This is a genomic window from Aromatoleum buckelii (assembly GCF_012910785.2).
Lineage (GTDB): Bacteria > Pseudomonadota > Gammaproteobacteria > Burkholderiales > Rhodocyclaceae > Aromatoleum > Aromatoleum buckelii.
The window spans coordinates 529,890-554,135 of record NZ_WTVH02000009.1 but is presented as its reverse complement, the minus strand read 5'-3'; the positions used below and the strand labels follow the sequence as shown (position 1 = coordinate 554,135).

The following is a 24,246-nucleotide window of genomic DNA, read 5'->3' as shown; positions in this document are numbered from 1 at the left end:
GGAACGGGCGGCGGGCCGCCAGAGCGCCGGGGCCCAGGCCCTACGGCGGCACAAGGGCCGCATTATCCGTCAGCGGACGCACCCAGTCCACGCGCCGCGACCGCACGGCTCCCGCTTCAGTCCTGCAGCAGCGCCGGCGCGAAGCCGAAGCGATAGGCGCCCCAGTGGCGGCCGCCGACGACGAGCGGCAGCGAAAGATCGCACAGCACCTCGCCGGTGTCGCGCACGTAAGTCTGCAGCAGCGCGTGCCCCGTGTTGGCGAGCGCGCGGCGGCATGTCGGATCGTCGTAGATGCGCTTTTGCCGGCTGAACAGCAGGTCATGCTCGGGGTCGCCGTTCGGCTCCGCCGAAAAACGCCGGTTATGGACGGGCATGTAGCAGTTCGTATCGACCGCCGCGCAGAACGCCAGGCCGGGGAAGCTTTCGAGCGCGCGCTCGTAAATATCCTGCAGCTCCTTGCCGATCGCCATGTCGTAGCTGGTGTGGAATTTCGGCGGGTGCGTGTTCGGGATCGGCTGGTAGCGGGTATCGAATATGTTCAGCGTGCGCGCCTTGTCCTCGAGGAACGCGACCATCTCGTTGCGGCTTGCCTCGGCCACCGCCGCCAACCTGTCGTAGGCCGACTCGCCAATGCGAAAGCGCGACGACAGCGCGTGAAGGCCTTCGGTATGCTCCCGGAGGTCCTTCGAGAAGCGTTCCGATTCGAGCATTTGCGTCGACACCTGCCCCGACAGCGAGTTGATTTCGTTCACTCGCTCATGCACCGTCTCGTTGGTGTTGCGGATCTCGTGAATCGAATGGGTGATGACTTTCATCTGGGCGCCGACGCGCTGCAATTCTCCGATCATCAGCGCGAAATTCGCCGAAGACTTCTGCACCACCTGCCGTGCCAGCTCCGAGTCGTCGGCAATGCCGCGCGTTTCGACTTCGGTGTCGGCGACGAGGCCGAGCATCTGGTCCGAGTTCTCGGTGATGACACCGGTCGCGACCTTGACCTTTTCCGCGAGCTTGCGGACTTCATCCGCAACCACTGCGAACCCCCGACCCGATTCGCCGGCGCGCGCCGCTTCGATCGCCGCATTGAGCGCCAGCAGGTTGGTCTGGTCCGAAATGTGATTGATCAGCAGCCCGATATCCCGGATCTTTGCCGAATGATTGTTCAGCTCGGCAACGATGCGGTCGAAAGACTGCACTTTCTCGCTGATCCCGCTGATGCGTTCGGCGACGTCGAGCAGTTCCCGATAGTTGGTCTGCACCGCCTCCAGGTTCGCTGCGGTCGCCACGTCGATCTCGTCGGCGTGGGCGCTCACCCGCGAAACGGCTGCGCGAGTGGTCTGACTCGCATCGAAAACCAGCGCTGCGAGCTCACGCTGGCGGTTCGCACTGACGGTGGTCTGATGAATGCGCAGGTTCAGTTTCGCCGCCTCGACAGCGATGCTCGAGCCTTTGCCACGCAGCGCGGCGATCGTCTCCCGGACCTGCGCGACAAAACCGCTTCGCACTCCGGTCGCTTTCTCGCCGATATCCGGTCTTTCACCACTCAGATCCGCCAGCGAGCGCGACCTCTCGTCACGGCCTTTGCGCAGAAATGGGAACAGGGATGCAGCAAGACCGCTGCGCGGATTCGAATTCATGAAGTCTCCTGGGTCTTGTTTTCGGAATGCATCGACGGCGCAGTTGTCCAGTTCGAAGACGCGGCCGTCAATCTCCCGCCTGATCCTGTCTATCGTCCGTTTCCACGCAATCTTTAGCGGATCGACAGGAGATCTGCGCGAGCGTCCGTTCCCTGTTTGCCGCGCGTCCGAGCGTCGGAGGACGTGGAGCGGACAGGATCGGGTCGCCATCCCGGGCCGCGAGGGGCGCCTATCCGGCCGCCGCGAACGCGCTCTTGCCGATCTCGGATAACACTGTGCGTGCCGCGTCCCATAGGCTTGCGACCATCGCCCGCCGCGATGGCTGGTGACTTACAACAATTCGCTTCGACGCAAGCGTGAAGGAGACGAGATGCAGGTTTTCGACATGATCATCAACGGCAAGCCGGTGCGTGCCGGCAGCACCTTCGACGTCGTGAATCCAGCGACAGGGGAAGTGTTCGCGCGCGTGCAGGCGGGCGACGCCTCGCACGTCGACCAGGCTGTCGCCGCCGCCCGCGCGGCGTTCCCCGGCTGGAGCCGCACTCCGGACGCCGAGCGCAAGCGCCTGATGCACGCGCTCGGCGCGGCACTCGAAGCGCACATGCCGGAGCTGATGGAACTGGTCACGAAAGAGGCCGGCAAGCCGCTCGGCGGACTGAACGGCGTCGGGTCGGGGATGGAAGTCGGGGGCGCGATCGCGTGGACGCACGTCACCGCCGACCTCGAACTGCCCGTCGAGGTGATCCAGGACAATGACGATGCGCGCATCGAAGTGCATCGCAAGCCGCTCGGCGTGGTCGGCTCGATCACGCCGTGGAACTGGCCGCTGATGATCGCGATCTGGCACGTGATCCCGGCGCTGCGTGCAGGCAACACGGTCGTCATCAAGCCGTCGGGCATGACGCCGACCGCGACGATCCGTTTCGTCGAGCTCGCCAATGCGATCCTGCCGCCGGGCGTGCTGAACATCGTCACCGGCGAATCCGGCGTCGGCTCGGCGATCGCGAAGCACCCGGACATCAACAAGATCGTGTTCACCGGTTCGACGCCGACCGGCAAGAACATCATGCAGAACGCTGCCGGCAACCTGAAGCGGCTCACGCTCGAACTCGGCGGCAATGATGCCGGAATCGTGCTGCCGGACGTCGACCCGAAGGCGATCGCGCCGAAGCTCTTCGGCGTCGGCTTCCACAACAATGGCCAGACTTGCGCGTGCCTCAAGCGCCTCTACGTGCACGACAGCATCTACGAAGAAGTGTGTGCGGAGCTGGCGCGTATCGCCAAGGAGACGGTCGTCGGCGACGGACTGGTCGAAGGCACGCAGCTCGGACCGGTGCAGAACAAGGCGCAGATGGATTTCGTGCAGGAACTCGTCGAGGACGCGTGCGCGCATGGCGCACGCATCCTGTCCGGCGGCAAGGCCCGCAGCGGCGGCGGCTTCTTCTTCGAGCCGACGGTGATCGCGGACGCGAAGGACGGCATGCGCGTCGTCGACGAGGAGCAGTTCGGCCCGGTGCTGCCGGTGATCCGCTACTCGGACATCGAGGAAGTGATCGCGCGCGCGAACGACAATGAAAACGGGCTGGGCGGCTCGATCTGGTCGAAAGACCGGGCGAAAGCCGCGGAGCTCGCGTTGCGCCTCGAATGCGGCACGGCGTGGGTGAACGAGCACGGCGCCGTGCAGCCCGACGCGCCGTTCGGCGGGGTCAAGCAGTCGGGCCTGGGCGTCGAGTTCGGCCGCTACGGGCTCGAGGAATACACCTCGATCCAGACGCTGAAGATCATGAAGGCTTAGCGGGGTTTCCGCGCCCGGCCGGGTTGGGATGCGGCGACCGGGAAACCTCCCGGTTCCGCATTTTTGTCACATTCCCGCGGCTCGCGGGCCGCTGTTGCGCGGATCGCCGCTGCACGGGTCCGGTCTCCTCCACCTGGCCCCGGACGATCCGCTTGCGCCCCGGTAGCCGGGGCGTTTTTTTGACGCCGCGCTTACTGCAGGCTTTCCATGCGCAGGCGCGTGATGCTGCCCTGCACGACCGGCAGGGCTTCGATCTTCGCGATCGCGGCGTTGGCGTTCTTCTCGATCGTGATGTGGGTCAGCATGATGATGTCGGTCTGCGACGTGCCTTCCGGCGCTTCCTTCTGGATCATCGCTTCGATCGAGATGCCGCTGTCGGCGAGGATGCGTGTGATGTCGGCGAGCACGCCCGGTTTGTCCTCGACGCGCATGCGCAGGTAATACGAGGTCACGACCTCTTCGATCGGCAGCACCTTGAGGCCGCGCACCTGGTCGGGCTGGAAAGCGAGATGCGGCACGCGATGCTCGGGGTCCGCGGTGTGCAGGCGGGTGACATCGACGAGGTCGGCGATCACCGCGCTTGCAGTCGGCTCGGCGCCGGCGCCCTTGCCGTAATACAGCGTCGCGCCGACCGCGTCGCCATGGACGACGACGGCGTTCATCGCCCCCTCGACGTTCGCGATCAGGCGCCTGGCCGGAATCAGCGTCGGGTGCACGCGCAGTTCGATGCCTTCGGGGCGCATGCGCGAGATGCCGAGCAGCTTGATGCGGTAGCCGAGCTGTTCGGCGTAGGCGATATCGACGCTGTCGAGGTTCGTAATGCCTTCGACGTGCGCGGCCTCGAACTGCATCGGCACGCCGAACGCGATCGCGCTCATGATCGTCGCCTTGTGCGCGGCATCGACACCTTCGATGTCGAAAGTCGGGTCGGCCTCGGCATAGCCGAGCGCCTGCGCCTCCTTGAGCACGTCGGCGAACGGCAGCCCCTTGTCGCGCATCTCGGACAGGATGAAGTTCGTCGTGCCGTTGATGATGCCGGCGAGCCACTGGATGCGGTTCGCCGACAGGCCTTCGCGCAGCGCCTTGATGATCGGGATGCCGCCGGCGACCGCGGCTTCGAACGCGACCATGACGCCCTTTTTCTGCGCCGCGGCGAAGATCTCGTTGCCGTGCACCGCGAGCAGCGCCTTGTTCGCCGTGACGACGTGCTTGCCGTTCTCGATCGCTTTCAGCACCAGTTCCTTCGCGACGCCGTAGCCGCCAATCAGTTCGACGACGATGTCGATTTCCGGGTCGGCGACGACCGAGAACGCGTCGTCGGTCAGTCGTACGCCGCTGCCTGCGACCGTGCGCGCGAGTTCGAGATTCTTGTCAGCCACTGCGGTGATGCGGATCGGGCGACCGGCGCGACGGGTGATTTCTTCCTCGTTGCGCTTCAGAACGGTGAAGGTACCGCCGCCGACGGTACCGATGCCCAGCAGGCCAACATTGATCGGTTTCATAAAAGCTCGTTCGATAAGATTCGGTTGGGAATTGGGCTGAGTGAGTCGAGTGGGTGCCACGGTTGAGGCGGAATCCGCTCAGGTGGCGTGCCGCTTGCGGTACTGCTCGAGGAAGCGCGCGATCCGTGCGATGGCGTCGCGCAGGTCGTCCTCGTGCGGCAGGAACACGAGCCGGAAATGATCCGGGTATGGCCAGTTGAAGCCGCTGCCCTGCACGAGCAGCACGCGCTCTTCTTCGAGCAGTTCGGCGATGAACGCCTGGTCGTCCTCGATCGGGTAAAACTTCGGGTCGAGCTTCGGAAACATGTACAGCGTCGCTTTCGGCTTGACGCAGCTGACGCCCGGGATCGCGCTGATCAGCTCGTGCGCGAGGTCGCGCTGACGGCGCATGCGCCCGCCCTCCGCGACCAGATCGTCGATGCTCTGGTAGCCGCCGAGCGCGGTCTGGATCGCATACTGGCCGGGAACGTTCGCACACAGCCGCATCGACGCGAGCATGTTGAGCCCTTCGATGTAGTCCTGCGCGTGGCGCTTGTCGCCGCACACGACCATCCATCCGGCGCGGTAGCCGCACGAACGGTAGTTCTTCGACAGGCCGTTGAAGAGGATCGTCAGCACGTCCTCGGAGAACGAACCCATCGACCGGTGCGTCGCGCCGTCGTACAGCACCTTGTCGTACACCTCGTCGGCGTAGAGGATCAGGCCGTGCTCCCGGGCGATGTCGACGATGCCTTGCAGGATGTGGTCGGGATACAGCGCGCCGGTGGGGTTGTTGGGGTTGATGACGACGATCGCGCGCGTGTTCGGCGTGATGCGGGCGCGCATGTCGTCGAGGTCGGGCAGCCATTCGTTGGCTTCGTCGCAGATGTAATGCACCGGCGTGCCGCCCGACAGGCTTACCGCGGCAGTCCACAACGGGTAATCGGGCGCCGGCACGAGCACCTCGTCGCCGATGTTCAGCAGCGCGTTCATCGCCATCACGATCAGCTCGGACACGCCGTTGCCGATGTAGATGTCTTCGAGCGTCACGCCCTTGATGTGCTTTTGCTGCGTGTAGTGCATTACCGCCTTGCGCGCCGCGAAGATGCCTTTCGAGTCCGAATAGCCGGCCGAATTCGGCAGGTTGCGGATCATGTCGAGCTGGATCTCCTCGGGCGCATCGAAGCCGAACGCGGCGAGGTTGCCGATGTTCAGCTTGATGATCTTGTGCCCTTCGTCCTCCATCTGCTTGGCCTTGACCAGCACCGGCCCGCGGATGTCGTAGCAGACGTTGGCGAGTTTCGCGGACTTGCGCACCATCCTCGTGTCGGGTGCCAGGGGGGAGGCTTGGGTTTCCGCCACCAGGGGGGCAACACGTAGTTTCGGCTCGAGGCTCATCGCAATCCGTCCTTTCTTTCGCATGATCTGGCTACTCCGCACCACGGCAGTGGCGCGCAAGGTTTTCGCTCGCCGGGGTAGAATGCCTCGTGCCGGACCGGCGAGCCAAAAGAAGCTATCTTATCCAAGCCGGCCCCCCCCGGCAATTTTGCCGACCGAGCGAACCGTCATGAAGCTGAATCTCGAACAGAACCCGAACCTCAATCTCTTCACCGGCTACGCCGCCGACCACGTGATGGTCAACAAGGTGCGCCACGAGGGCAACCTCATCGTGACGAGCGAGCGCGTGCTGGCGTGGGAAGCGGCCGGTTTCGACGACCTTGCTGCCGACGATTTCGTCGCCCTGCGCGACCTCGGACCCGAAGTCGTCCTTCTCGGCACCGGTGCGCGGCTGCGCTTTCCGTCGCCACGCGTGCTGCGCCCGCTGATCGACGCCGGCATCGGCTACGAAGTCATGGACCTCGCTGCGGCGTGCCGCACCTACAATATTCTCGCCACCGAAGGTCGCGCCGTCGCGGCCGCACTGATTTTCGACGCGCCCTGAACGCCGCGCCCGCCTTCCGGCGCGCATTGTCAGCTGCAACGTTTGTCCGCTACGCTGCAGCCATCCATTTTCGCTGGAGGGTCCATGAGCGCAAGCGACACTTCGTCCACCCCCGACTTCAGCCTGCCCGCCACGGGCGGAACGACCGTTGCGCTGGCCGCTCTGCGCGGCAGCAAGGTCGTGCTGTACTTCTATCCGAAGGACAGCACACCCGGATGCACGAATGAAACGGCGGACTTCCGCGATCACTACGCGGCGTTTCGTGCCGCCGGCTGCGAAGTCTTCGGCATCTCGCGCGACAGCCTCAAGTCGCACGAAAACTTCAAGGCCAAGCTCGCGCTGCCGTTCGAGCTGATCTCCGACCCCGACGAAGTCGCCTGCAGCGCCTTTGGCGTCATCAAGATGAAGAACATGTACGGCAAAACGGTGCGCGGCATCGAGCGCAGCACTTTCGTCCTCGACGCCGACGGCGCGATCGGCCGCGAATGGCGCGCCGTCAAGGTGCCGGGACACGCCCAGGAAGTGCTCGACTTCGTCACCACCCTTTAGATCCGGCCGGCCTCCCTCCCACCTGCTCCGCACTCCATGACCAAACGCGCGCCCCGCACCCAGAAGACCAAGCTGTTCGTCCTCGACACCAACGTGCTGATGCACGATCCGACGAGCCTCTATCGCTTCGAGGAACATGACCTCTTCGTCCCGATCATGACGCTCGAGGAACTCGACGCGAACAAGAAGGGGATGTCCGAAGTCGCCCGCAATGCTCGCCAGGCGAGCCGCATGATGGACGACATCGTCAGCGGGAGCCCGGACGACATCCACGCGGGCATCGCCCTCGAGGGCCCGTCGCGGGGGCTCGCGACCGGCAAGCTGTTCCTGCAGACCGAAGCGATCAACGTCGCACTGCCCGCCGCGCTGCCCACCGCGAAAGGCGACAACCACATCCTCGCGGTCGTGATGCACCTGGCCGAGCGCTTCCCGCAGCGCCCGGTGATCCTCGTCTCCAAGGACATCAACATGCGCATCAAGGCCCGCGCACTGGGCCTTGATGCGCAGGATTACTTCAACGACAAGGTGCTGGAGGACACGGACCTCCTCTACAGCGGCTGGCGTGAACTGCCGCCCGACTTCTGGGACACCCACGGCAAGGGCATGGAATCGTGGAAAGAGGACAGCCGCACCTATTACCGCCTCAGCGGTCCACTGGCCCCGGAACTGCTGGTCAATGAGTTCCTGTTCCAGAACGGCGAGGCGCCGCTGCAGGCGTGGGTGAAGGAGCGCGACGGCCGCAGCGTGCTGCTCGAAACGCTGGTCGACTACGCGCACACCAAGAACAACGTGTGGGGCATCACGGCGCGCAATCGCGAGCAGAATTTCGCGTTCAACCTGCTGATGAACCCGGAAATCGACTTCGTCACGCTGCTCGGCCAGGCCGGCACCGGCAAGACGCTGCTGACACTGGCTGCCGGCCTCACCCAGGTGCTCGAAGCCAAGCGCTATTCCGAAATCATCATGACGCGCGTGACCGTGCCGGTTGGCGAGGACATCGGCTTCCTGCCCGGCACCGAGGAAGAGAAAATGGCGCCGTGGATGGGTGCGCTCGAGGACAACCTCGACGTATTGAACGGCACGGCCGGCGAAGGCGGCGACTGGGGCCGCGCCGCGACACGCGACCTGATCCGCAGCCGCATCAAGATCAAGAGCCTGAACTTCATGCGCGGGCGCACTTTCATCAACAAGTTCCTGATCATCGACGAGGCGCAGAACCTGACGCCGAAGCAGATGAAAACGCTGATCACGCGCGCGGGCCCCGGCACCAAGGTCGTGTGCCTCGGCAACATCGCGCAGATCGACACGCCCTATCTGACCGAAGGCAGCTCGGGCCTGACTTTCGTCGTCGATCGATTCAAGGACTGGCTGCACTCGGGCCACATCACGCTGCAGCGCGGCGAACGTTCGCGGCTCGCGGATCACGCGGCCGAAGTGCTGTAACCGCGTGCGCTCGCCGCACCGGCGGGCGCACGTCCGCCTCTGAAACATTTCCGGATCATCCCGATTAACGGGTACGCGGCCTATAATGCGCGGGTTTTTTTGTGCGGAAGAGCCCCATGACCGCCACCGCCGCCGGGATGTTGATCGGCGCCAGCTCGGATTTTCTCAAGCGCTTCTCGCCCTTCAACGGGATGGAGCCGCTCGCGCTCGACTTCCTCGCCGAGCGCGCAGTGCTGGCATTTCATGCCCGGGGCAGCGAGATCCTGACGCCGGAAATGGGGCAGCCGCGGCATTTCCATATCGTCCAGCGCGGCAAGGTGCAGGCGCGCCAGTTCAGCCCGGCAACGGTCACGGATTACACGACGATGACGCTCGGGCCGGGCGAATGCTTTCCGATCGGCGCGATCTCCGCGCAGCGCCCGTCGACGAACAGCTACGTCGCCGTCGAGGACAGCTTCATCTACCAGCTGCCGGCCGAGGATTTTCTCAAGCTCATGCAGATGAGCCCGGTGTTCCACCTGTTCTGCACCCAGTACATCGCCAGCCTGCTCAACCAGTCGCGCCAGCAGCTGCAGACCAGCTTCGCGCAGCGCGCCGCCGAGCAACAGACGATGACGACGCCGCTGGGCGAACTTGTGAAGAACGAAGCGATCTTCGTCCCACCCCGCACGTCGATCCGCGCCGCGCTCGAAAAGATGTCCGAAATGCGCCTCGGCTGCATGGTCATCGTCGACGCCGAACAGCACCCGATCGGCATCCTCACGCAGAGCGACCTGCTGTCGCGCATCGTTTTGCCGGCGATCGACCTGCAGCGCCCGATCAGCGAGGTCATGACTCGTGATCCCCACCAAATGCCAGCCTCGGCGTCGGCGTACGACGCAGCGCTCGAGATGGCAACGCACGGCGTGCGCCACCTGCTCGTCACCGACAGCGACGACAGGCTCAAGGGAGTGGTGTCCGAGCGGGACCTGTTCTCGCTGCAGCGCATCAGCCTGCGCCAGGTTCGAGCCGGCATCGAAGGCGCGGCGGATGTCGAGGGGCTGCACCGGGCGAGCCGCGACATTCGCCAGCTCGCGCTGAACCTGATCGCCCAGGGCGTCGGCGCCGAACAACTGACCCAATTCATCTCCGCGCTCAACGATGCGCTCACGCGGCGCATCATCGATCTCGCCTCTGCCAGCCACGACATCCACGGCATCGATTACGCCTGGCTCGCGTTCGGCTCGGAAGGACGGCATGAACAGACCCTGTCGTCGGACCAGGACAACGGCGTGATTTTCGTCAGCCCGCCGAACGCAGACAGGGAAGCCGTGCGCAAGCGCCTGCTCGCATTCGGCAGGGAGGTGAACGAAAACCTCGCGGCCTGCGGCTTCCCGTTGTGCAAGGGCAACATCATGGCGAGCAACCCGGAGCTATGCCTGACGGTCGAGGAATGGCGAGGGCGTTTCGGCGACTGGATCCGCCAACCGGACCCGCAGGCGCTCCTCAATGCGTCGATTTTCTTCGATTACCGTGTGCTGTGCGGCAACGAACGGCTGGGCGACCAGCTGCGCACATGGCTGAACAATACCGCGCGAGCGAATACCGCTTTCCTGCGCATGATGGCGGTGAACGCGCTGCAGGTCGTCCCGCCGCTCGGCCGCATCCGCGATTTTGTCCTGGACGACGACGGCACGATCGACCTGAAAAAGTGCGGCGCCCGCCTGTTTGTCGACGTCGCCCGCATCCTCGCGCTGCGCACCGGCGTCGCGTCGAGCAGCACCGTTCAGCGCCTGCGCCAGGCCGGCGCGAAGATGGGAATGCAAGCCGAGGAAATCGCAGCGCTGATCGACGGCTTCCACTTCATCCAGTTGCTGCGCCTGCGCTCGCAGCATCTCGAAACCGAACACGATTCACCGGGCGACAATCGCATCAATCCCGACGACCTCAACGAACTCGACCGTCGCATCCTCAAGGAAGCGTTTCGCCAGGCTCGCAAGCTCCAGCTCCGGCTGAAGCTCGACTACCAGCTATGAACTGGCTCACGCGACTGCTCTCGAACAGGGCCGACATCACTGCGCTCGACATCGCGCTGCGCGAGACGCTCGCGCACTGGCAGGCCGCGCCCGAGCCGGATCTGGGCGTCGCGCACTTCGAAGCCCGCTACGTCATCGTCAATACCGAGGCGACCGGGCTGGATCTGGACGCCGCCCGCCTCCTCGCGGTAGGCGCGATCGCAGTCGATGGCGGACTGCTGTCGCCGACCGCGAGTTATTACGCGCGACTCGAACCCGACCCGGCGACCGCGCTGATCAACCTGCTGACTTTCTCCGGGGCGGGTCCAGTCGTGGTTTTCAATGCAGGCTTCAACCGCACCCTGCTCGAACGCGCCCTCGGCGAACACCTCGGGATCAAGCCGGAATGGACCTGGCTCGATCTTCACTGGCTGCTGCCGGCCCTGTACGGCGAACTCATCGATCGTCCCGCCCGCCTCGCGGACTGGATGAAAGCGTTCGGAATCGAGACTTTCCAGCGCCACCATGCACTCGGCGACGCGTGGGCGATCGCCCAGCTGATGCTCGCCGCCCAGGCACGCGCGCTCGCGCTCGGACTCAACACTCCGCGCAGCCTCGCAGAACTAGAGCGCTCGTGCCGCCATCTGAGACGACAGACATGATGAAACATCCGGGCGCTGCCCAATGCGGGACGCTGTCTCGCATCGGCGTCCTCGCCGCGCTGCTGATCGCCCTCGCATTCGCTGCGACGCCTGCGGCAGCGGTGGAAGAAAGCGATGCCCGTGCAGAGAACGGTTCTGTCGACCTGATCGAGCGCTACGGCAATGCCGCTCAGGAACTGATGAACCAAGGGATGGAGTATCTGGGCATCCGCTACCGCTTCGGCGGGAATTCTCCCGCGACCGGGCTCGACTGCAGCGGCCTCGTGCAGAACGTGTTCCGTAACGCGCTCGGGCTGAATCTTCCGCGCACCGCGCGAGAAATGGCGCGCCTCGGCGACAAGGTGGGCCTGCAGGACCTGAAACCGGGCGACCTGGTGTTCTTCAACACCATGCGCCGCACGTTCTCGCACGTCGGCATCTACATGGGCGAGGGACGCTTCCTGCATGCGCCGGCAAGTGGCGGCCGGGTGCGCATCGACGAGATTGGGGAGCGTTACTGGAGCCAGCGTTTCAACGGCGCGCGTCGCCTGCTGCCGGAAGCCGACGCGATGCTGCCCCGCTAGCGGCAGCCCCGCTCACTTCCTGCGCGTCGCGCAACCGCCCCGGCAGCCTTCGCAGTCGGCCTGCTCGATGCGGCGTCCAAGCGCCTGCTGCAGCGCGCATACCGACCGGCGGCAGCACACCAGCATCACCCCTTCGCGGCTGGCGGCCTCGCGGAAACGCTGCATCACGTTATGTCCGAGAAAATCGGTAAACAGGATCACCATCTGGATGCCGGCCGGCAACGGTGCGCTGCGGCGCTGATGCGCGCTGTCGCGCCCGCTGACGTGTGCCGCGATGCGGATGCCGAACCCCGCGAGGACGTCCGGGATGTTGCCGAGGCGGTCGGCGCCGACGATCAGGGCGTTCATGCGAATCTCCTTGTTGAGAATTATTCGCATCCATATTGCCGCTAATACGAATGGATTGCAACTGCGAATTGTTATCGTTATTATGCCGACGTCGAATCACACACAAAGGCGCCAAGTCATGAAGAAGACCCTCCTTGCCTCCATCCTGATCGGCCTCGGCCTGGTCGCTGTCCAGGCGCACGCGGCGGACAACGAGCTGAACCTCTACTCGGCCCGTCACTACCAGACCGACGAAGCCCTCTACCAGGACTTCACGAAGCAGACCGGCATCAAGATCAACCGCATCGAGGGCAAGGAAGACGAGCTGCTGGAGCGGATCCGCAATGAAGGCGCGAACAGCCCGGCCGACGTGTTCATCACCGTCGACGCATCGCGCCTGGCAAAGGCCGACGAGCTCGGCGTCTTCGCCCCGGTGAAGTCGAAGATGCTCGAAGAGCGGATCCCGGACCACCTGCGCACCGACAACTGGTTCTCGTATTCGACCCGCGCGCGCGTGATCGTCTACAATAAGGAAACGGTGAAACCCGAACAGGTCCAGACCTACGCCAGCCTTGCCAGCCCCGAGCTGAAAGGCAAGGTCTGCACGCGCTCCGGCAGCCATCCGTACAACATTTCTCTCGGCGCTGCGATGATCAATCACGAAGGGGCCGAGAAGACCGAGAAGTGGGCACGCGATCTCGTTGCGAACTTCGCCCGCGCGCCGAAAGGCGGCGATACCGACCAGATCAAGGCGGTTGCCGCCGGTGAGTGCGGTGTCGCGATCGCGAACAGCTACTACCTCGCGCGGCTGATGAATTCGACGAAGGAAGAGGACAAGGCCGTTGTCGCGAAGATCGGCGCGGTGTGGCCGAACCAGAAGACCTGGGGCACGCACATCAACATCTCCGGCGCCGGGATGCTGAAGCACGCCCCGAACAAGGCTGCCGCCGTCAAGTTCCTCGAATACCTCGCGTCCGACAGTGCGCAGAAGTATTTCGCCGACGGCAACAATGAATGGCCGGTGGTCAAGACCGTGAAAGTCACGAACCCTGCCCTCGACGCGCTCGGCGACTTCAAGGCGGATAGGCTGCCTGTCGGCGATCTGGCCAAGACCGCGGCCGAAGCCCAGCGCATCTACGACCGCGCCGGTTTCCGCTAAACGATATCCGGTATTGCTGATACCGTGGCCGCCCTGCAGGGCGGCTTTTTTTCGTCATTCTCTACCGTATTCCTGCACGCGCAAACGAAGGAGTAATATGCGCCCTTCGTTCAAGGCCGCACGTCGCTCCCGATGCTCAAACGTTTTTTCTCCATGCGATTCGGTCGCTGGCCGGCGACGTTCGCATGGATCGCTGCATTATCGGTTTCGGCGTGGGTCGCAGCGGATTCTTTCCTGCTTTTTGCCGCTCCCGGGAATATCTCGGCCACCTTCCGTTCCTCGGCCGATCCGGCAACGGCAGCACGGAAGATCGTCGACAGCGCGCCGCTCGCCATCGAGACGCGCACCGCTTCCGGCGCGACGACCGACAGCCCCGCATACGCGCTCATCGGCATCGCGACCGGATTCGGTAGCGACCGGGGTTTCGCGCTGCTGAAACCCGAAGGCGGCAGCGTCATCCCCGCGACCGAAGGGGAAACGCTCGCACCGGATACCCGGCTCGCGCGGATCCATGCCGACCGCGTCGAGATCGAACGCAGCGGCATCACCAGGACGCTCCATCTGGAAGTGCCGCAATCGCCCGGTAGCTCCCCCCCTGTCGCCACCACCACCGCAAAACCGGACCGCTAGCCTACCCGTGCCCATGACCCTGACGACTCGCGCGCGCGGCCTGCTATTGACGCTCGGCCTGCTTTCCCTTTCCCCGCTTGCGCTCACCGCGCAGGACGAGACGGTGTCGCTGAATTTCGCGAACGCCGAGATCGACGCCGTCATCAAGGCCATCGGCAAGATATCGGGGAAGAATTTCCTCATCGATCCGCGCGTCAAGGGCACGCTCAACATCGTCACGAACACGCCGGTGTCGCGCGACCTGTCATACCAGATCCTGTTGTCGGCGCTGCGGCTGCAGGGCTATACCGCGGTCGAAGGACCGGGCGTGACGAAGATCGTGCCCGAGGCCGACGCCAAGCTGCACGGCGTGCCAGTCGGCAAGGAGGTACTGCGCGGACGGGGCGACAGCCTCGTCACGCAGGTCTTCCCGATGCGCAACGAATCGGTCACGCAGATGCTCGCTGTCGTGCGCCCGCTGGTGTCGCCGAACAACACTGTTACCGCCTTCCCGTCGAACAACGTGCTGGTGGTGACCGACTATGCCGACAACGTCGCACGGATCGCACGCATCATCGATTCGGTGGACGTTCCGCAGGGCGACGTTCACGTGCTCGAACTCAGGCACGCGGCAGCGGTCGACCTGGCCGCGACGCTGAACCGCCTGATGAACGACGGAACCGGGAACGGCAGCGGGGCGAACGCCGCGGATGCAAGCCAGCGCGTGCAGGTCGTGCCCGATGCGCGCACCAACAGCCTGCTCGTCAGAACCGAAAATCCCTCCCGCATCAGCGCGCTGCGCCAGCTCGTCGCGTCGCTCGACCGTCCCGGCGCAGGCGGCAACATCCATGTTGTCTACCTGAAGAACGCCGAGGCGACGAAAGTCGCGCAGACGCTGAACGGCGCGCTTGCCGGTGACGGTTCGGCATCCTCCACGAGCGACAGCAGTGCCTCGTCCGGACCGCTGGGGGCGTCGACGCCCGACCGCATGACGACGCAGGGCGCCGGCCTCGCTCCGGCGACGTATCGCCCCTCGCCGGAACAGGGCAACGCCTCCGAACGCGGCGGCATGATCCAGGCCGATCCTGTCAATAACGCGCTCATCATCGTCGCGCCAGAAGCGATCTACCGCAACCTGCGCCACGTCATCGACCTGCTCGACCGGCGCCGCGCGCAGGTGTATATCGAGGCGCTAATCGCCGAGATCTCGACCGAGCGCGCCGCCGAGTTCGGCATCCAGTGGCAGAGCGCGAACACCCCTGGCGCCGGCAGCAGTTCGACTTTTTTCGGCGGCACGAACTTCGGCGGTGCCGGGCAGAACATCATCGGCGCGGCGCAGAACATCGGCTCGGTCGGCAAGGGGATGAACTTCCTGCTCGGCGGCGGCACGGTGAAAGTTCCGATCAACGGGCAGATGGTCGAAGTCTTCAACCTCAGCCTGCTGGCGCGCTTTCTCGAAACCGACAGCCGCACCAACATCCTGTCGACGCCGAGCCTGGTCACGCTCGACAACGAAGGGGCGAAGATCGTCGTCGGCCGCAACCTACCGTTCATCACCGGCCAATATACCAATACCGGCGGCGGCACGACGCCGGCGAATCCGTTCCAGACGATCGAACGCCGCGACGTCGGCCTGACCCTCGAGGTGCGGCCGCAGATTTCCGAAGGCGGCGCGATCCGGCTCGACATCTACCAGGAAGCCTCGTCGGTCGTGCCGACCCTCGACGACTCGGCCGGGCCGACGACCAACAAGCGTTCAATCCAGTCGACCGTACTCGTCGACGACGGCGCGATCATCGCGCTCGGCGGGCTGGTCGAGGACGACTACAGCTCCGGCGAGGAAAAAGTGCCGCTGCTGGGCGACATCCCGTTCGCGGGCAGCCTGTTCCGCTACGACACGCGACGGCGCACGAAGACGAACCTCGTCGTGTTCCTGCGGCCGGTGATCCTGCGCGACCGCGACAGCTACTCGACGATCACCAACGCGCGCTACGACTACATCATCGGACAGCAGCGCAACGTCGCCACACCGGACGCGCTGCTGCGCGGCGAGAACACGCCGCCGGAGCTGCCCGCGCCCAGCACCCCGGCCCCTGCCGTCCCAGTGTCGCACGCGCCCGGCCGCTTCGCGCCGGCGCCCTTCGTCACCACCCCAGCGCAGCCGGGCCGGAGTCCGGCACGGGTCAACCCGTGATTGACGCCGCCCCCCTGCCATACGGCTTTGCCAGCACACACGGCATACTCGTCGCCGGCCGCAGCGATGCGTCGGCCGAACTCGTGCTGCGCGACGACGCAAGCCTCACCGCGCTCGCCGAAGTGCGCCGCACGCTCGGCGTCCCGGTCTCGATCACGCGCGTCGCGCACACCGTGTTCGAGGCACGGCTCGCCGACGCATACAACGGCACCGACAGCAGCGCTGCCGAAGTCATCGCCGACGCAGGGCAGGACGTCGATCTGTCCAAATTGATTACCGAACTGCCGGCGGTCGCCGATCTTCTCGACAGCCAGGACGACGCGCCGATCATCCGCATGATCAATGCGCTGCTGACGCAGGCGGTGCGGGACGGCGCCTCGGACATCCACATCGAGCCGTACGAGCGCCGCTCGCTGGTGCGCCTGCGCCGCGACGGCATCTTGCGCGACATCGTTGAAGTGCATCGGGGCCTGCACGCGGCGATGGCGTCGCGCATCAAGATCATGGCGAACCTCGACATCGCCGAAAAACGCCTGCCGCAGGACGGTCGCATCGGCCTGCGGCTCGCTGGCCGCCAGGTCGACGTGCGGGTGTCGACGCTGCCGACGACGCACGGCGAGCGCATCGTGCTGCGCCTGCTCGACAAGAGCAACGCGCAGCTCGGGCTCGACGCGCTCGGCATGGCTGCGGACACGCGCGCATCGTTCGGCACGCTGCTTGGCCAGCCGCATGGCATCGTGCTCGTGACCGGGCCGACCGGCTCCGGCAAGAGCACGACGCTGTATGCGGCAATCCAGTCGATGGACGCCGCGCGGATGAACATCGTCACGGTCGAGGACCCGGTCGAATACGACCTGCCGGGCGTCGGCCAGATCCAGGCCAATCCGCGCATCGACCTGACGTTCGCGAAGGCGCTGCGGGCGATCCTCCGCCAGGACCCGGACATCATCATGATCGGCGAGATCCGCGACCTCGAAACCGCGCAGATCGCGGTGCAGGCGAGCCTCACCGGCCATCTCGTGCTCGCGACGCTGCACACCAACGACGCGCCGTCGGCCGTCACGCGCCTCGTCGACATGGGCGTCGAACCGTTCCTGCTCGCCTCGACTTTGCGCGGCGTGCTCGCGCAGCGGCTGGTGCGCCGCCTGTGCCCGGCATGTCGCGACACGGCGCCGGCCACCGCCGCAGCGGCTGCCGCCTTCGGCGATGCATGCCCGGCGACGCTGTGGACCGCGCGCGCGTGCCCCGCCTGCAGCCACACCGGCTACAGCGGCCGCAGCGGCCTCTATGAACTGCTCGTCACGGACGAGGCCCTGGCGCGGCTGATCCATGACGGCGCGGACGAAGCGCAGCTGCGCGGCCACGCCCGCTGCGCCGGTACGCGCAGCCTGCGCGATGACGGCCTGCGGTACGTCGCGGACGGCCTCACGTCGGCCGAAGAGCTGCTGCGGGTGACGAAGGACTGACGCCCCATGACTGCGTTCCGCTACCGCGCCGTCGATGACGCCGGACGTGAAAGCGCCGGCGTGCTCGAAGCCGATACCGCCCGCGCCGCACGCGGCCTGCTGCGCGAGCGCGGCCTGTATCCGCTGGACGTGGCGAACGTGCGCGGTTCCACCGGACATCAACGCAGGCCGGGCCGGCTGCGTGACGCCGAGCTCACGCTGCTGTCGCGCCAATGGGCGACGCTGCTCGCATCCGGCCTCACCGTCGATGCGTCGCTTGCCGCGCTGATCGAACAGGCGGAGCGCGAAGCGACGCGCCAGATCCTCGCCGGCGTGCGCTCCGAGATCCTCGCCGGCTACGGCCTGCGCGCCGCACTCGAGCGCTACCCGGCTGCGTTCCCGACGATCTACCGCGCCTCGGTCGCCGCGGGTGAGCAGTCCGGCGAGCTGCCCGGCGTGATGATGCAGCTCGCCGACTACCTCGAGCGGCGCAGCGCGTTGCGCCAGAAGACGCTGCAGGCGCTGCTGTACCCGGCGATCGTCGCGGCCGTCGCGCTGCTCGTCGTGGTCGGCCTGATGACTTACGTGGTGCCGCAGGTGGTCACGGTGTTCCAGCACAGCCGGCAGGCGCTGCCGCTCCTGACGCGCGCGATGATCGGCCTGTCCGCTTTCCTGCGCGAATGGGGTTGGCTGGTTCTCGTCGGCACCGGCGGCCTGGGGCTGTGGGCCCGCCTGCTGCTGCGCAATTCTTCGGTGCAACGGCGCTGGGACGCACGGCTGCTGCGCCTGCCGGTGCTCGGCCGCCATCTGCGCACGCTCGACGCGACGCGCTTTGCGAGCACGCTGGCGATCCTCACCGGCAGCGGCGTGCCGCTGCTGCCGGCGCTCGACGCGGGCCGCGAAGTGATGACGCGCCTGCCGCTGCAGGACGCGGTGCGCGACGCAGCCGAGCGCGTGCGCGAAGGCCACGGCCTCGCGCGCGCGCTCGGCGCCACCGCGGCGTTTCCGCCGCTGCTGATCCACATGATCGCGAACGGCGAAGCGACCGGCCGCCTCGACGAGCTGCTCGAACGCGCCGCACGGCTGCAGCAGCAGGAACTGGAAAACCGCACCGCCGTGCTGACGAGCCTGCTCGAACCCGCGCTGCTGCTCGCGATGGGCGCGCTGGTGCTCGCGATCGTGCTCGCGGTGATGCAGCCGATCATCGAAATCAACACCCTGCTGAGGTAAGCGAACAATGCCGCACCGCTCCACCCTCCCCCGCTGCCACCGCTGCCGCGGCTTCACGCTCATCGAAGTGATGATCGTCATCGTCATCCTCGGCGTGCTCGCCGCGCTGGTCGTGCCGCGCGTCATGAGCCGGCCCGACGAGGCCCGCGTCGTCGCCGCGAAGCAGGACATCGCCTCGCTGATGCAGGCGCTGAAACTCTACAAGCTTGACAACCGCCGCTACCCGACCAACGAACAAGGCCTGCCGGCGCTCGTCGAGCGCCCCGCTGCGGCGCCGCAGCCGGACAACTGGAAGTCCTACCTCGAACGTCTGCCGAACGATCCTTGGGGTGCACCCTACCAGTATCTCAATCCCGGGCTGCAGGGCGACGTTGATGTGATGAGCCTGGGCGCGGACGGCACGCCCGGCGGCGAAGGTTTCGATGCCGACATCGGCTCCTGGAATCTCTGAGCGGCGCGCCGCGAGGCGGTGCGGCCACCACACGGTGAGCGGTTTCACGCTCGTCGAGCTGCTGGTGGTGATGATCGTCATCGGTATCGCCGTCGCCGGGGCGTCGCTCGGACTCGACGCGCTGCGTGGTCGGGATTCGGAGTTCGCCGCCGAGCGCCTGCGCTGGGTACTGGAAGCCAGCGCCGAGCGCGCGCAGGTGCGCGGCCGGCCGATCGCGATGGAGTTGCTGCCGGACGGCTATCGCTTCAGCACCCTCGACGCGGACGGCCGCTGGGTCGCGTTCGACGAGCCTCCCGTGTTCGCGGAAAAACTCCTGCCGCAGCAGATGCACTGGGAATTGCGCGTCGAGGGCCGATCAGCCGAGCGCCTCGTGTTCGGCACCCGCGCACCGCGCTTCGAATTGGTGCTGCACACTCCCGAAGGCGATATCACGCTGTCGGGCAGCGAAACCGGGGCAGTCATCGAGCAGCGCGCACGGGAGCGTGACGCGTGAAGCGCATCGAGGGCTTCACGCTGCTCGAATGCGTCGTCGCGCTCGCGATCCTCGCGGTCGCGATGACTTCGGCGCTGCGCGCGGTCGGCAATACCGCGCAGTCGAGCGCAGCGCTCAAGGAGCGCACGCTGGCCGGCTGGGTCGCGCAAAACCGCCTCGCCGAACTGCGCGCGACCGCGGCGTGGCCGGCGCTCGGGCGCAACGAAGGACAGGCAATACAGGCCGGCCGCAGCTACCGGTGGCGCGAAGAAGTCCACGCGACGCCGAACCCGCTGTTCCGCCGCGTCGAAGTGCGAGTGTTCGGCGAAGCCGAACCCGCCGCGCTTGCAGAGTTTTCCGGTTTCGTCGTCAGGCCGCTGCGATGACCCCCCGCCCGCACGGACTCACGCTGATCGAACTGATCGTCGCGCTGGCGGTGTTCGCGGTGCTCGGCACGCTGACTTACCGCGGCACGGCGCAACTGATCGACAGCCGGCAGCGGCTCGGTGGCGAGCTCGAACGCTGGCGCGCAGTCGAGCGCGCGCTGAACCTCATCGAGACCGACCTGCAGCAGCTCGCCGCACCCCGCCCGGTCGCGGGCGGGGCTGCGGCGATCGAACTGCAGCGCAGGGGCGACGACAGCGAACTGCGGCTCCTCAGCCTGTCCTCCGCGGATACGCCGCGCCGCATCGCGTTCCGTCATGCAGGGGCGCGCTTCGAATGGCTGCGCTGGCCCGGACGCGATGCGCACGCCCCCCCCCGGGTCAATACGCTCCTCGACACGGTCAGCGCCGTGCGCTGGCGCTTTCTCGGCAGCGCCGGATGGCTCGATCACTGGCCGCCCGAGTCCAGCCCCGGCAGTGTTCCCGCTGGCGTCGAACTGCAGCTCGACCTGCCCGGGGCCGGCACCCTGACCCGCCTGTATGCGCTGCGCTGACACCGGTTCCCAGCACGGCGCGGCCGTGATCCTTGCGCTGCTCAGCGTCGCGCTCGCCGCCGGACTGACGGCCGCGCTACTCGGCGATTTCGGCCGCTCGCTCGACAGCGTCGCCGGCCGCCAGGACCAGGCCCAGGCGCGGCTGCTCGCCCGCGGCGCAGTGGACTGGGCGCGCAACGTGCTGGCGGACGATTTCAAGCGCACGAACGTCGATCACGCGCACGAAATGTGGGCAGTGCGCGTGCCACCGACGCCGGTCGGCGACGGCGAAGTCGGCGGCGAGATCCACGACCGCTCCGGCCTTTTCAACCTGAACAATCTGATGCCCGACGGCAAGGCCGACCCGGTCGCGCTGGCGCAGTTCGGGCGGCTGCTGGCAACGCTCGGCGTCGCGCCGGCAGACGCCGGGCGGCTCGCCCACGCCGTCGTCGACTGGATCGGCGGCAGCACGACCAATGAGGAAAAAAACGGAATAGCGTCATCCGGCCTGCGCGCGTCGGGGGGAAACGGGTCACTGCTCGATGCAGCGGAGCTTCGCCTCGTCGCCGGTTTCGACGAAGCACTCGTCGATCGGCTCACCCCTTTCGTCACTGCGCTGCCGGCGCCGACCCGGATCAACGTCAACACCGCACCGGCCGAAGTGCTGGCCGCGGTCGTCGCCGATCTCGAACTCAATGACGCACGCATCCTTGTCGCCGAGCGCGAGCGCGCGTGGTTCCGCGATCTGGCGGATTTTTCGGCGCGTCTGCCGGCCGGCGCGCAGGCCCCCGGGACGGGGCTCGACGTCAGGAGCCGTCACTTCGCCGTCATCGGGCGATCCGGTTTCGGCAGCGCGGTGGTCCGCATGGAAGTACTGTTGGATCGCCGCGAAACCTGGCCCACCATCCTGTGGCAACGCATCCTATGACCCAACGACTGATCATCTATATCGACGAAACCTGGCCTGTCATCCCGTCAGCGCCGTGGGTGCTGCTCGACGAGCGCAATCGGATCGTGCAGGAAGGTCGCTCGGAACCGGCGCACTGGCCGGCCGTGCCGCACTGCGAGCTCGTGCTGGGCGGCGCCCAATGCAGCGCGTTCGAGACCCGCATTCCGAAAGCAGCGCGCCGCGAACAGGAGCGGCTGCTGCGCTACGCGCTCGAAACCCAGCTGCTGAAGGACGTGGATGCGCAGCACCTCGCGGTGACGCATCAGCGCGGCGAGGGCGCAGGGCTCGAGGCGGGCGTGCTGGTGATCAGCCGCGCGCGGCTTCGCACCGTGCTCGCCCGGCTCGCCGAAGTCGGCCGCGTGCCGCTGCGCGCGGTCGCCGAACTGCAGGCGGTCCCCGATGCCGGATCGAGCTGGACGTTGGCGCTCGGCCCGACTGGCGGAGGCATCCTGCGTGTCGACGCGACGCATGCGTTCGTCGCCGATGCGGGCGCGCTCGCCGATATCCTCGCGCATGCGCTCCTGCAGGCCCGCGCGAGCGGCGCCGAACCGGATGCCCTGGAGGTCCGGCGCGCACCCACGGCGCCGGGAAGCGTCGAGCCGGCAGCCCTTGCCGGGGCGGTGGCCGGATTGAGGGTCGAGGCCGGGTCGGCGTATCGATGGTGGGAGACGCCGGCTGGGAGTGCCGATCTGCTGCACGGCGAGTTCGCCCCCTCGCAGCGGGGGTCGGCTGCGCGGCAGGCAGTGCGCCGTCCGCTGATTCTCGCCGCCGTCTCGGTAGCGGTGTTCGTCGCAGTGAACCTTGCCTTCGTGCTGTGGCAGCGCCACGAGCTCGACGGCATCGAAGAGCGCATGCGCCGGCTCTTCGTCACCGCTGTCCCCGACACGCCGGCGATCGCCCCCGCGCTGCAGTTGCGCCGCCATCTGGATGAAGCCCGCAGCCTGCACGGCGAACTTCGCGAAGATGACCTGCTCGCGCTACTGTGGGCGTACACCGAGATCGGCGGCAGCGCGGCTCCCGCTTCAGTGCGTACCCTCGACTACGAAGCAGGGCAGCTGAAACTCACGCTCGATGCAGCCGCGGCAAGCGAGGTCGCCGTGCTGGAAAAGCGCTTCGCATTGCTGGGCTACGTTGTTCGAAGCACCGGCGACGCAGCACCGAGCCTGATGCTTTCGAGGAAGAACCAGCCATGAACCCGCTAACCCGCATCGCAGTTGTAGTCGCGACGCGCTCGCCGCGCGAACGGCAGCTGCTCGCGGTCGCGGCAATCGTCGTCAGCGCGAGCGCGCTTTTCCACGTCGCGGACCAAGTCTGGGACGCACGCGCAGAGCTCGCCCGGCGCCTGCCCGAAGCGCGCAGCGAACTCGCGCGCATGCAGGAAGATGCGGCCGAACTGCAGCGGTTGAGCCGGACACCACTTCCGGCAGCTCCGGCGATGCCGACGGTGCTCGAGGCTGCGCGAGCCGCTGCCGCATCGCGCGCACTGCCGCTGTCGATCGCCCTGTCCGGGGAAACGCTGCAGGTGCGGGGAGTCGCCGATTTCGACGAGCTGATCGAATGGCTCGCGGACATGCACAGGGAACTGGGTTTGCGCCCGCAGCGCGCAATTGTTTCCGCCCAAGGCGATACGTTGAGCGTCGACATCGACCTGGCACGCGCAGCAACCCCGGAGCGATGAAAAAGCTCGCGCTCTTTGTGCTGCTGGGTTTTGCGCTGCTGGGTTTTGCGCTGGTGCTGCTGCGCCTGCCTGCGAGCCTCATGGACCATGTCGTCGCATCCGCCAGTGACGGACGCCTTCGGATTGCCGCCGCCGAAGGCAGTTTTTGGCGCGGCAGCGGGACGCTCGCCACTTCGGACGGGCGGCGCCAACTTCGCGCGGTGCGCCCGGTCACTTGGCGCTTCGGCACCACCGGGAGCGCGCTGTCACTGCAACTCGGAGAGCAAGGCAGGCCGCTGGCGCAACTGCTGTTCTCCGTAACAGGTGCAGATCTGTCCGGACTCGATCTCGACCTGCCGGCGGCGCTTGTCGCCGACGCGATTCCGCACCCCGCCTCACGAGCCGGGTGGCGCGGCAATGCCCGATTCTCGGCACCCGCAATCGCGTGCGACTGGCGAGGCCGGTGCAACGGGGAACTGCGAATCACATGGCGGGATGCGGGCGTCGATATCGTGCCTGGGCAACATTTCGGCGACTATCTGCTCACGCTGCGGCTCGTCGGCGATCGAACGGCGCTCGAACTCGACACGGTGACAGGGAGCATTCGTGTTGCCGGTCGCGGCGAGCTGGACCGGAACGGCACGGGTTCGTTCGCAGGCACGGTCGAGGGAGACCCCGAAATCGTCGACCGGATCCCCAACATCATGAACCGCAACGCGGCCCGCGGCGACAAACCGGGGATGATCAGGATCATGTTCCCCTGAAGGGGATGCC

The 24,246-nt window shown here is 66.5% G+C and carries 24 protein-coding genes; 20 read left to right on the top strand and 4 right to left on the bottom strand.

Translation table 11 applies throughout. The features are described from left to right. Nucleotides 1–116: 116 nt before the first annotated feature. Nucleotides 117–1,634: a methyl-accepting chemotaxis protein gene (locus GO608_RS08770; RefSeq protein ID WP_169197352.1), complete on the bottom strand. Its 1,518-nt coding sequence runs from the start codon at nucleotides 1,632–1,634 to the stop codon at nucleotides 117–119. 370 nt (nucleotides 1,635–2,004) lie between these two features. Here GO608_RS08770 and GO608_RS08765 point away from each other — a divergent pair, with 370 nt between their 5' ends. Then, a complete protein-coding gene (locus GO608_RS08765) occupies nucleotides 2,005–3,429 on the top strand; it encodes an aldehyde dehydrogenase family protein (RefSeq protein WP_169197353.1) in 1,425 nt (474 codons plus the stop codon). A gap of 191 nt (nucleotides 3,430–3,620) precedes the next feature. On the opposite strand, the gene GO608_RS08760 is transcribed toward GO608_RS08765, so the two are convergent. Both GO608_RS08760 and GO608_RS08755 read right to left on the bottom strand, forming a co-directional pair. Beyond that, complete coding sequence (locus GO608_RS08760) at nucleotides 3,621–4,931, bottom strand: homoserine dehydrogenase (protein WP_169197354.1); 1,311 nt, start codon at nucleotides 4,929–4,931, stop codon at nucleotides 3,621–3,623. 78 nt (nucleotides 4,932–5,009) lie between these two features. Further along, a complete protein-coding gene (locus GO608_RS08755; protein ID WP_169197517.1) occupies nucleotides 5,010–6,230 on the bottom strand; it encodes a pyridoxal phosphate-dependent aminotransferase in 1,221 nt (406 codons plus the stop codon). A 247-nt stretch (nucleotides 6,231–6,477) separates the two neighbouring features. Here GO608_RS08755 and GO608_RS08750 point away from each other — a divergent pair, with 247 nt between their 5' ends. The 6 genes from GO608_RS08750 to GO608_RS08725 all read left to right on the top strand — a co-directional run bounded on the left by GO608_RS08750 (nucleotide 6,478) and on the right by GO608_RS08725 (nucleotide 12,063). Continuing rightward, nucleotides 6,478–6,852, top strand: coding sequence for an Mth938-like domain-containing protein (locus GO608_RS08750; RefSeq protein WP_169197355.1), 375 nt, complete (start codon nucleotides 6,478–6,480; stop codon nucleotides 6,850–6,852). 84 nt (nucleotides 6,853–6,936) lie between these two features. Beyond that, nucleotides 6,937–7,401, top strand: coding sequence for a peroxiredoxin (locus GO608_RS08745; RefSeq protein ID WP_169197356.1), 465 nt, complete (start codon nucleotides 6,937–6,939; stop codon nucleotides 7,399–7,401). A 36-nt stretch (nucleotides 7,402–7,437) separates the two neighbouring features. Continuing rightward, a complete protein-coding gene (locus GO608_RS08740; RefSeq protein WP_169197357.1) occupies nucleotides 7,438–8,844 on the top strand; it encodes a PhoH family protein in 1,407 nt (468 codons plus the stop codon). Nucleotides 8,845–8,960: 116 nt separating this feature from the next. Next, entirely contained in the window at nucleotides 8,961–10,859 is a 1,899-nt protein-coding gene (locus GO608_RS08735; RefSeq protein WP_169197358.1) for a DUF294 nucleotidyltransferase-like domain-containing protein, read from the top strand. Then, complete coding sequence (locus GO608_RS08730) at nucleotides 10,856–11,500, top strand: 3'-5' exonuclease (RefSeq protein WP_169197359.1); 645 nt, start codon at nucleotides 10,856–10,858, stop codon at nucleotides 11,498–11,500. The genes GO608_RS08735 and GO608_RS08730 overlap by 4 nt, the downstream gene beginning before the upstream one ends. Then, nucleotides 11,497–12,063, top strand: a complete 567-nt coding sequence (locus GO608_RS08725; protein WP_169197360.1) for a C40 family peptidase — start codon at nucleotides 11,497–11,499, stop codon at nucleotides 12,061–12,063. The genes GO608_RS08730 and GO608_RS08725 overlap by 4 nt, the downstream gene beginning before the upstream one ends. A gap of 12 nt (nucleotides 12,064–12,075) precedes the next feature. Here GO608_RS08725 and GO608_RS08720 read toward each other — a convergent pair whose 3' ends face one another. Beyond that, entirely contained in the window at nucleotides 12,076–12,411 is a 336-nt protein-coding gene (locus GO608_RS08720) for a DUF2325 domain-containing protein (RefSeq protein WP_041646396.1), read from the bottom strand. Between the two features lie 118 nt (nucleotides 12,412–12,529). On the opposite strand from GO608_RS08720, the gene GO608_RS08715 reads away from it, so the two are divergent. The 13 genes from GO608_RS08715 to gspN all read left to right on the top strand — a co-directional run bounded on the left by GO608_RS08715 (nucleotide 12,530) and on the right by gspN (nucleotide 24,236). Continuing rightward, nucleotides 12,530–13,549, top strand: a complete 1,020-nt coding sequence (locus GO608_RS08715) for a Fe(3+) ABC transporter substrate-binding protein (RefSeq protein WP_169197361.1) — start codon at nucleotides 12,530–12,532, stop codon at nucleotides 13,547–13,549. Between the two features lie 153 nt (nucleotides 13,550–13,702). After that, nucleotides 13,703–14,179: a type II secretion system protein N gene (locus GO608_RS08710; protein ID WP_169197362.1), complete on the top strand. Its 477-nt coding sequence runs from the start codon at nucleotides 13,703–13,705 to the stop codon at nucleotides 14,177–14,179. Between the two features lie 13 nt (nucleotides 14,180–14,192). After that, the gene (gspD, locus tag GO608_RS08705) at nucleotides 14,193–16,352 is read left to right on the top strand and encodes a type II secretion system secretin GspD (RefSeq protein ID WP_169197363.1); all 2,160 of its coding nucleotides are present in this window, start codon (nucleotides 14,193–14,195) and stop codon (nucleotides 16,350–16,352) included. Then, nucleotides 16,349–17,818 carry a type II secretion system ATPase GspE gene (gspE, locus tag GO608_RS08700; protein ID WP_247002960.1) on the top strand — a complete coding sequence of 490 codons (1,470 nt, stop codon included), beginning with the start codon at nucleotides 16,349–16,351 and terminating at the stop codon, nucleotides 17,816–17,818. The genes gspD and gspE overlap by 4 nt, the downstream gene beginning before the upstream one ends. A gap of 6 nt (nucleotides 17,819–17,824) precedes the next feature. After that, a complete protein-coding gene (gspF, locus tag GO608_RS08695; protein ID WP_169197364.1) occupies nucleotides 17,825–19,027 on the top strand; it encodes a type II secretion system inner membrane protein GspF in 1,203 nt (400 codons plus the stop codon). Between the two features lie 7 nt (nucleotides 19,028–19,034). Further along, nucleotides 19,035–19,478 carry a type II secretion system major pseudopilin GspG gene (gspG, locus tag GO608_RS08690; protein ID WP_169197365.1) on the top strand — a complete coding sequence of 148 codons (444 nt, stop codon included), beginning with the start codon at nucleotides 19,035–19,037 and terminating at the stop codon, nucleotides 19,476–19,478. A gap of 34 nt (nucleotides 19,479–19,512) precedes the next feature. After that, nucleotides 19,513–19,971, top strand: a complete 459-nt coding sequence (locus GO608_RS08685; protein ID WP_169197366.1) for a prepilin-type N-terminal cleavage/methylation domain-containing protein — start codon at nucleotides 19,513–19,515, stop codon at nucleotides 19,969–19,971. Next, on the top strand, nucleotides 19,968–20,336 hold the full coding sequence (gspI, locus tag GO608_RS08680) for a type II secretion system minor pseudopilin GspI (RefSeq protein ID WP_169197367.1): 369 nt from the start codon (nucleotides 19,968–19,970) through the stop codon (nucleotides 20,334–20,336). The genes GO608_RS08685 and gspI overlap by 4 nt, the downstream gene beginning before the upstream one ends. Next, nucleotides 20,333–20,887, top strand: a complete 555-nt coding sequence (gspJ, locus tag GO608_RS08675; protein ID WP_169197368.1) for a type II secretion system minor pseudopilin GspJ — start codon at nucleotides 20,333–20,335, stop codon at nucleotides 20,885–20,887. The genes gspI and gspJ overlap by 4 nt, the downstream gene beginning before the upstream one ends. Further along, nucleotides 20,874–21,794 carry a type II secretion system minor pseudopilin GspK gene (gspK, locus tag GO608_RS08670; RefSeq protein ID WP_169197369.1) on the top strand — a complete coding sequence of 307 codons (921 nt, stop codon included), beginning with the start codon at nucleotides 20,874–20,876 and terminating at the stop codon, nucleotides 21,792–21,794. Before gspJ ends, gspK begins: the two co-directional genes overlap by 14 nt. Next, nucleotides 21,791–23,008, top strand: coding sequence for a type II secretion system protein GspL (gene gspL, locus GO608_RS08665; RefSeq protein WP_169197370.1), 1,218 nt, complete (start codon nucleotides 21,791–21,793; stop codon nucleotides 23,006–23,008). Before gspK ends, gspL begins: the two co-directional genes overlap by 4 nt. Next, a complete protein-coding gene (gene gspM / locus GO608_RS08660; protein ID WP_169197371.1) occupies nucleotides 23,005–23,493 on the top strand; it encodes a type II secretion system protein GspM in 489 nt (162 codons plus the stop codon). The genes gspL and gspM overlap by 4 nt, the downstream gene beginning before the upstream one ends. Beyond that, nucleotides 23,490–24,236 (top strand): type II secretion system protein N, encoded by a 747-nt coding sequence (gspN, locus tag GO608_RS08655; protein WP_169197372.1) that lies wholly within the window; start codon nucleotides 23,490–23,492, stop codon nucleotides 24,234–24,236. The genes gspM and gspN overlap by 4 nt, the downstream gene beginning before the upstream one ends. Nucleotides 24,237–24,246 lie beyond the last annotated feature (10 nt).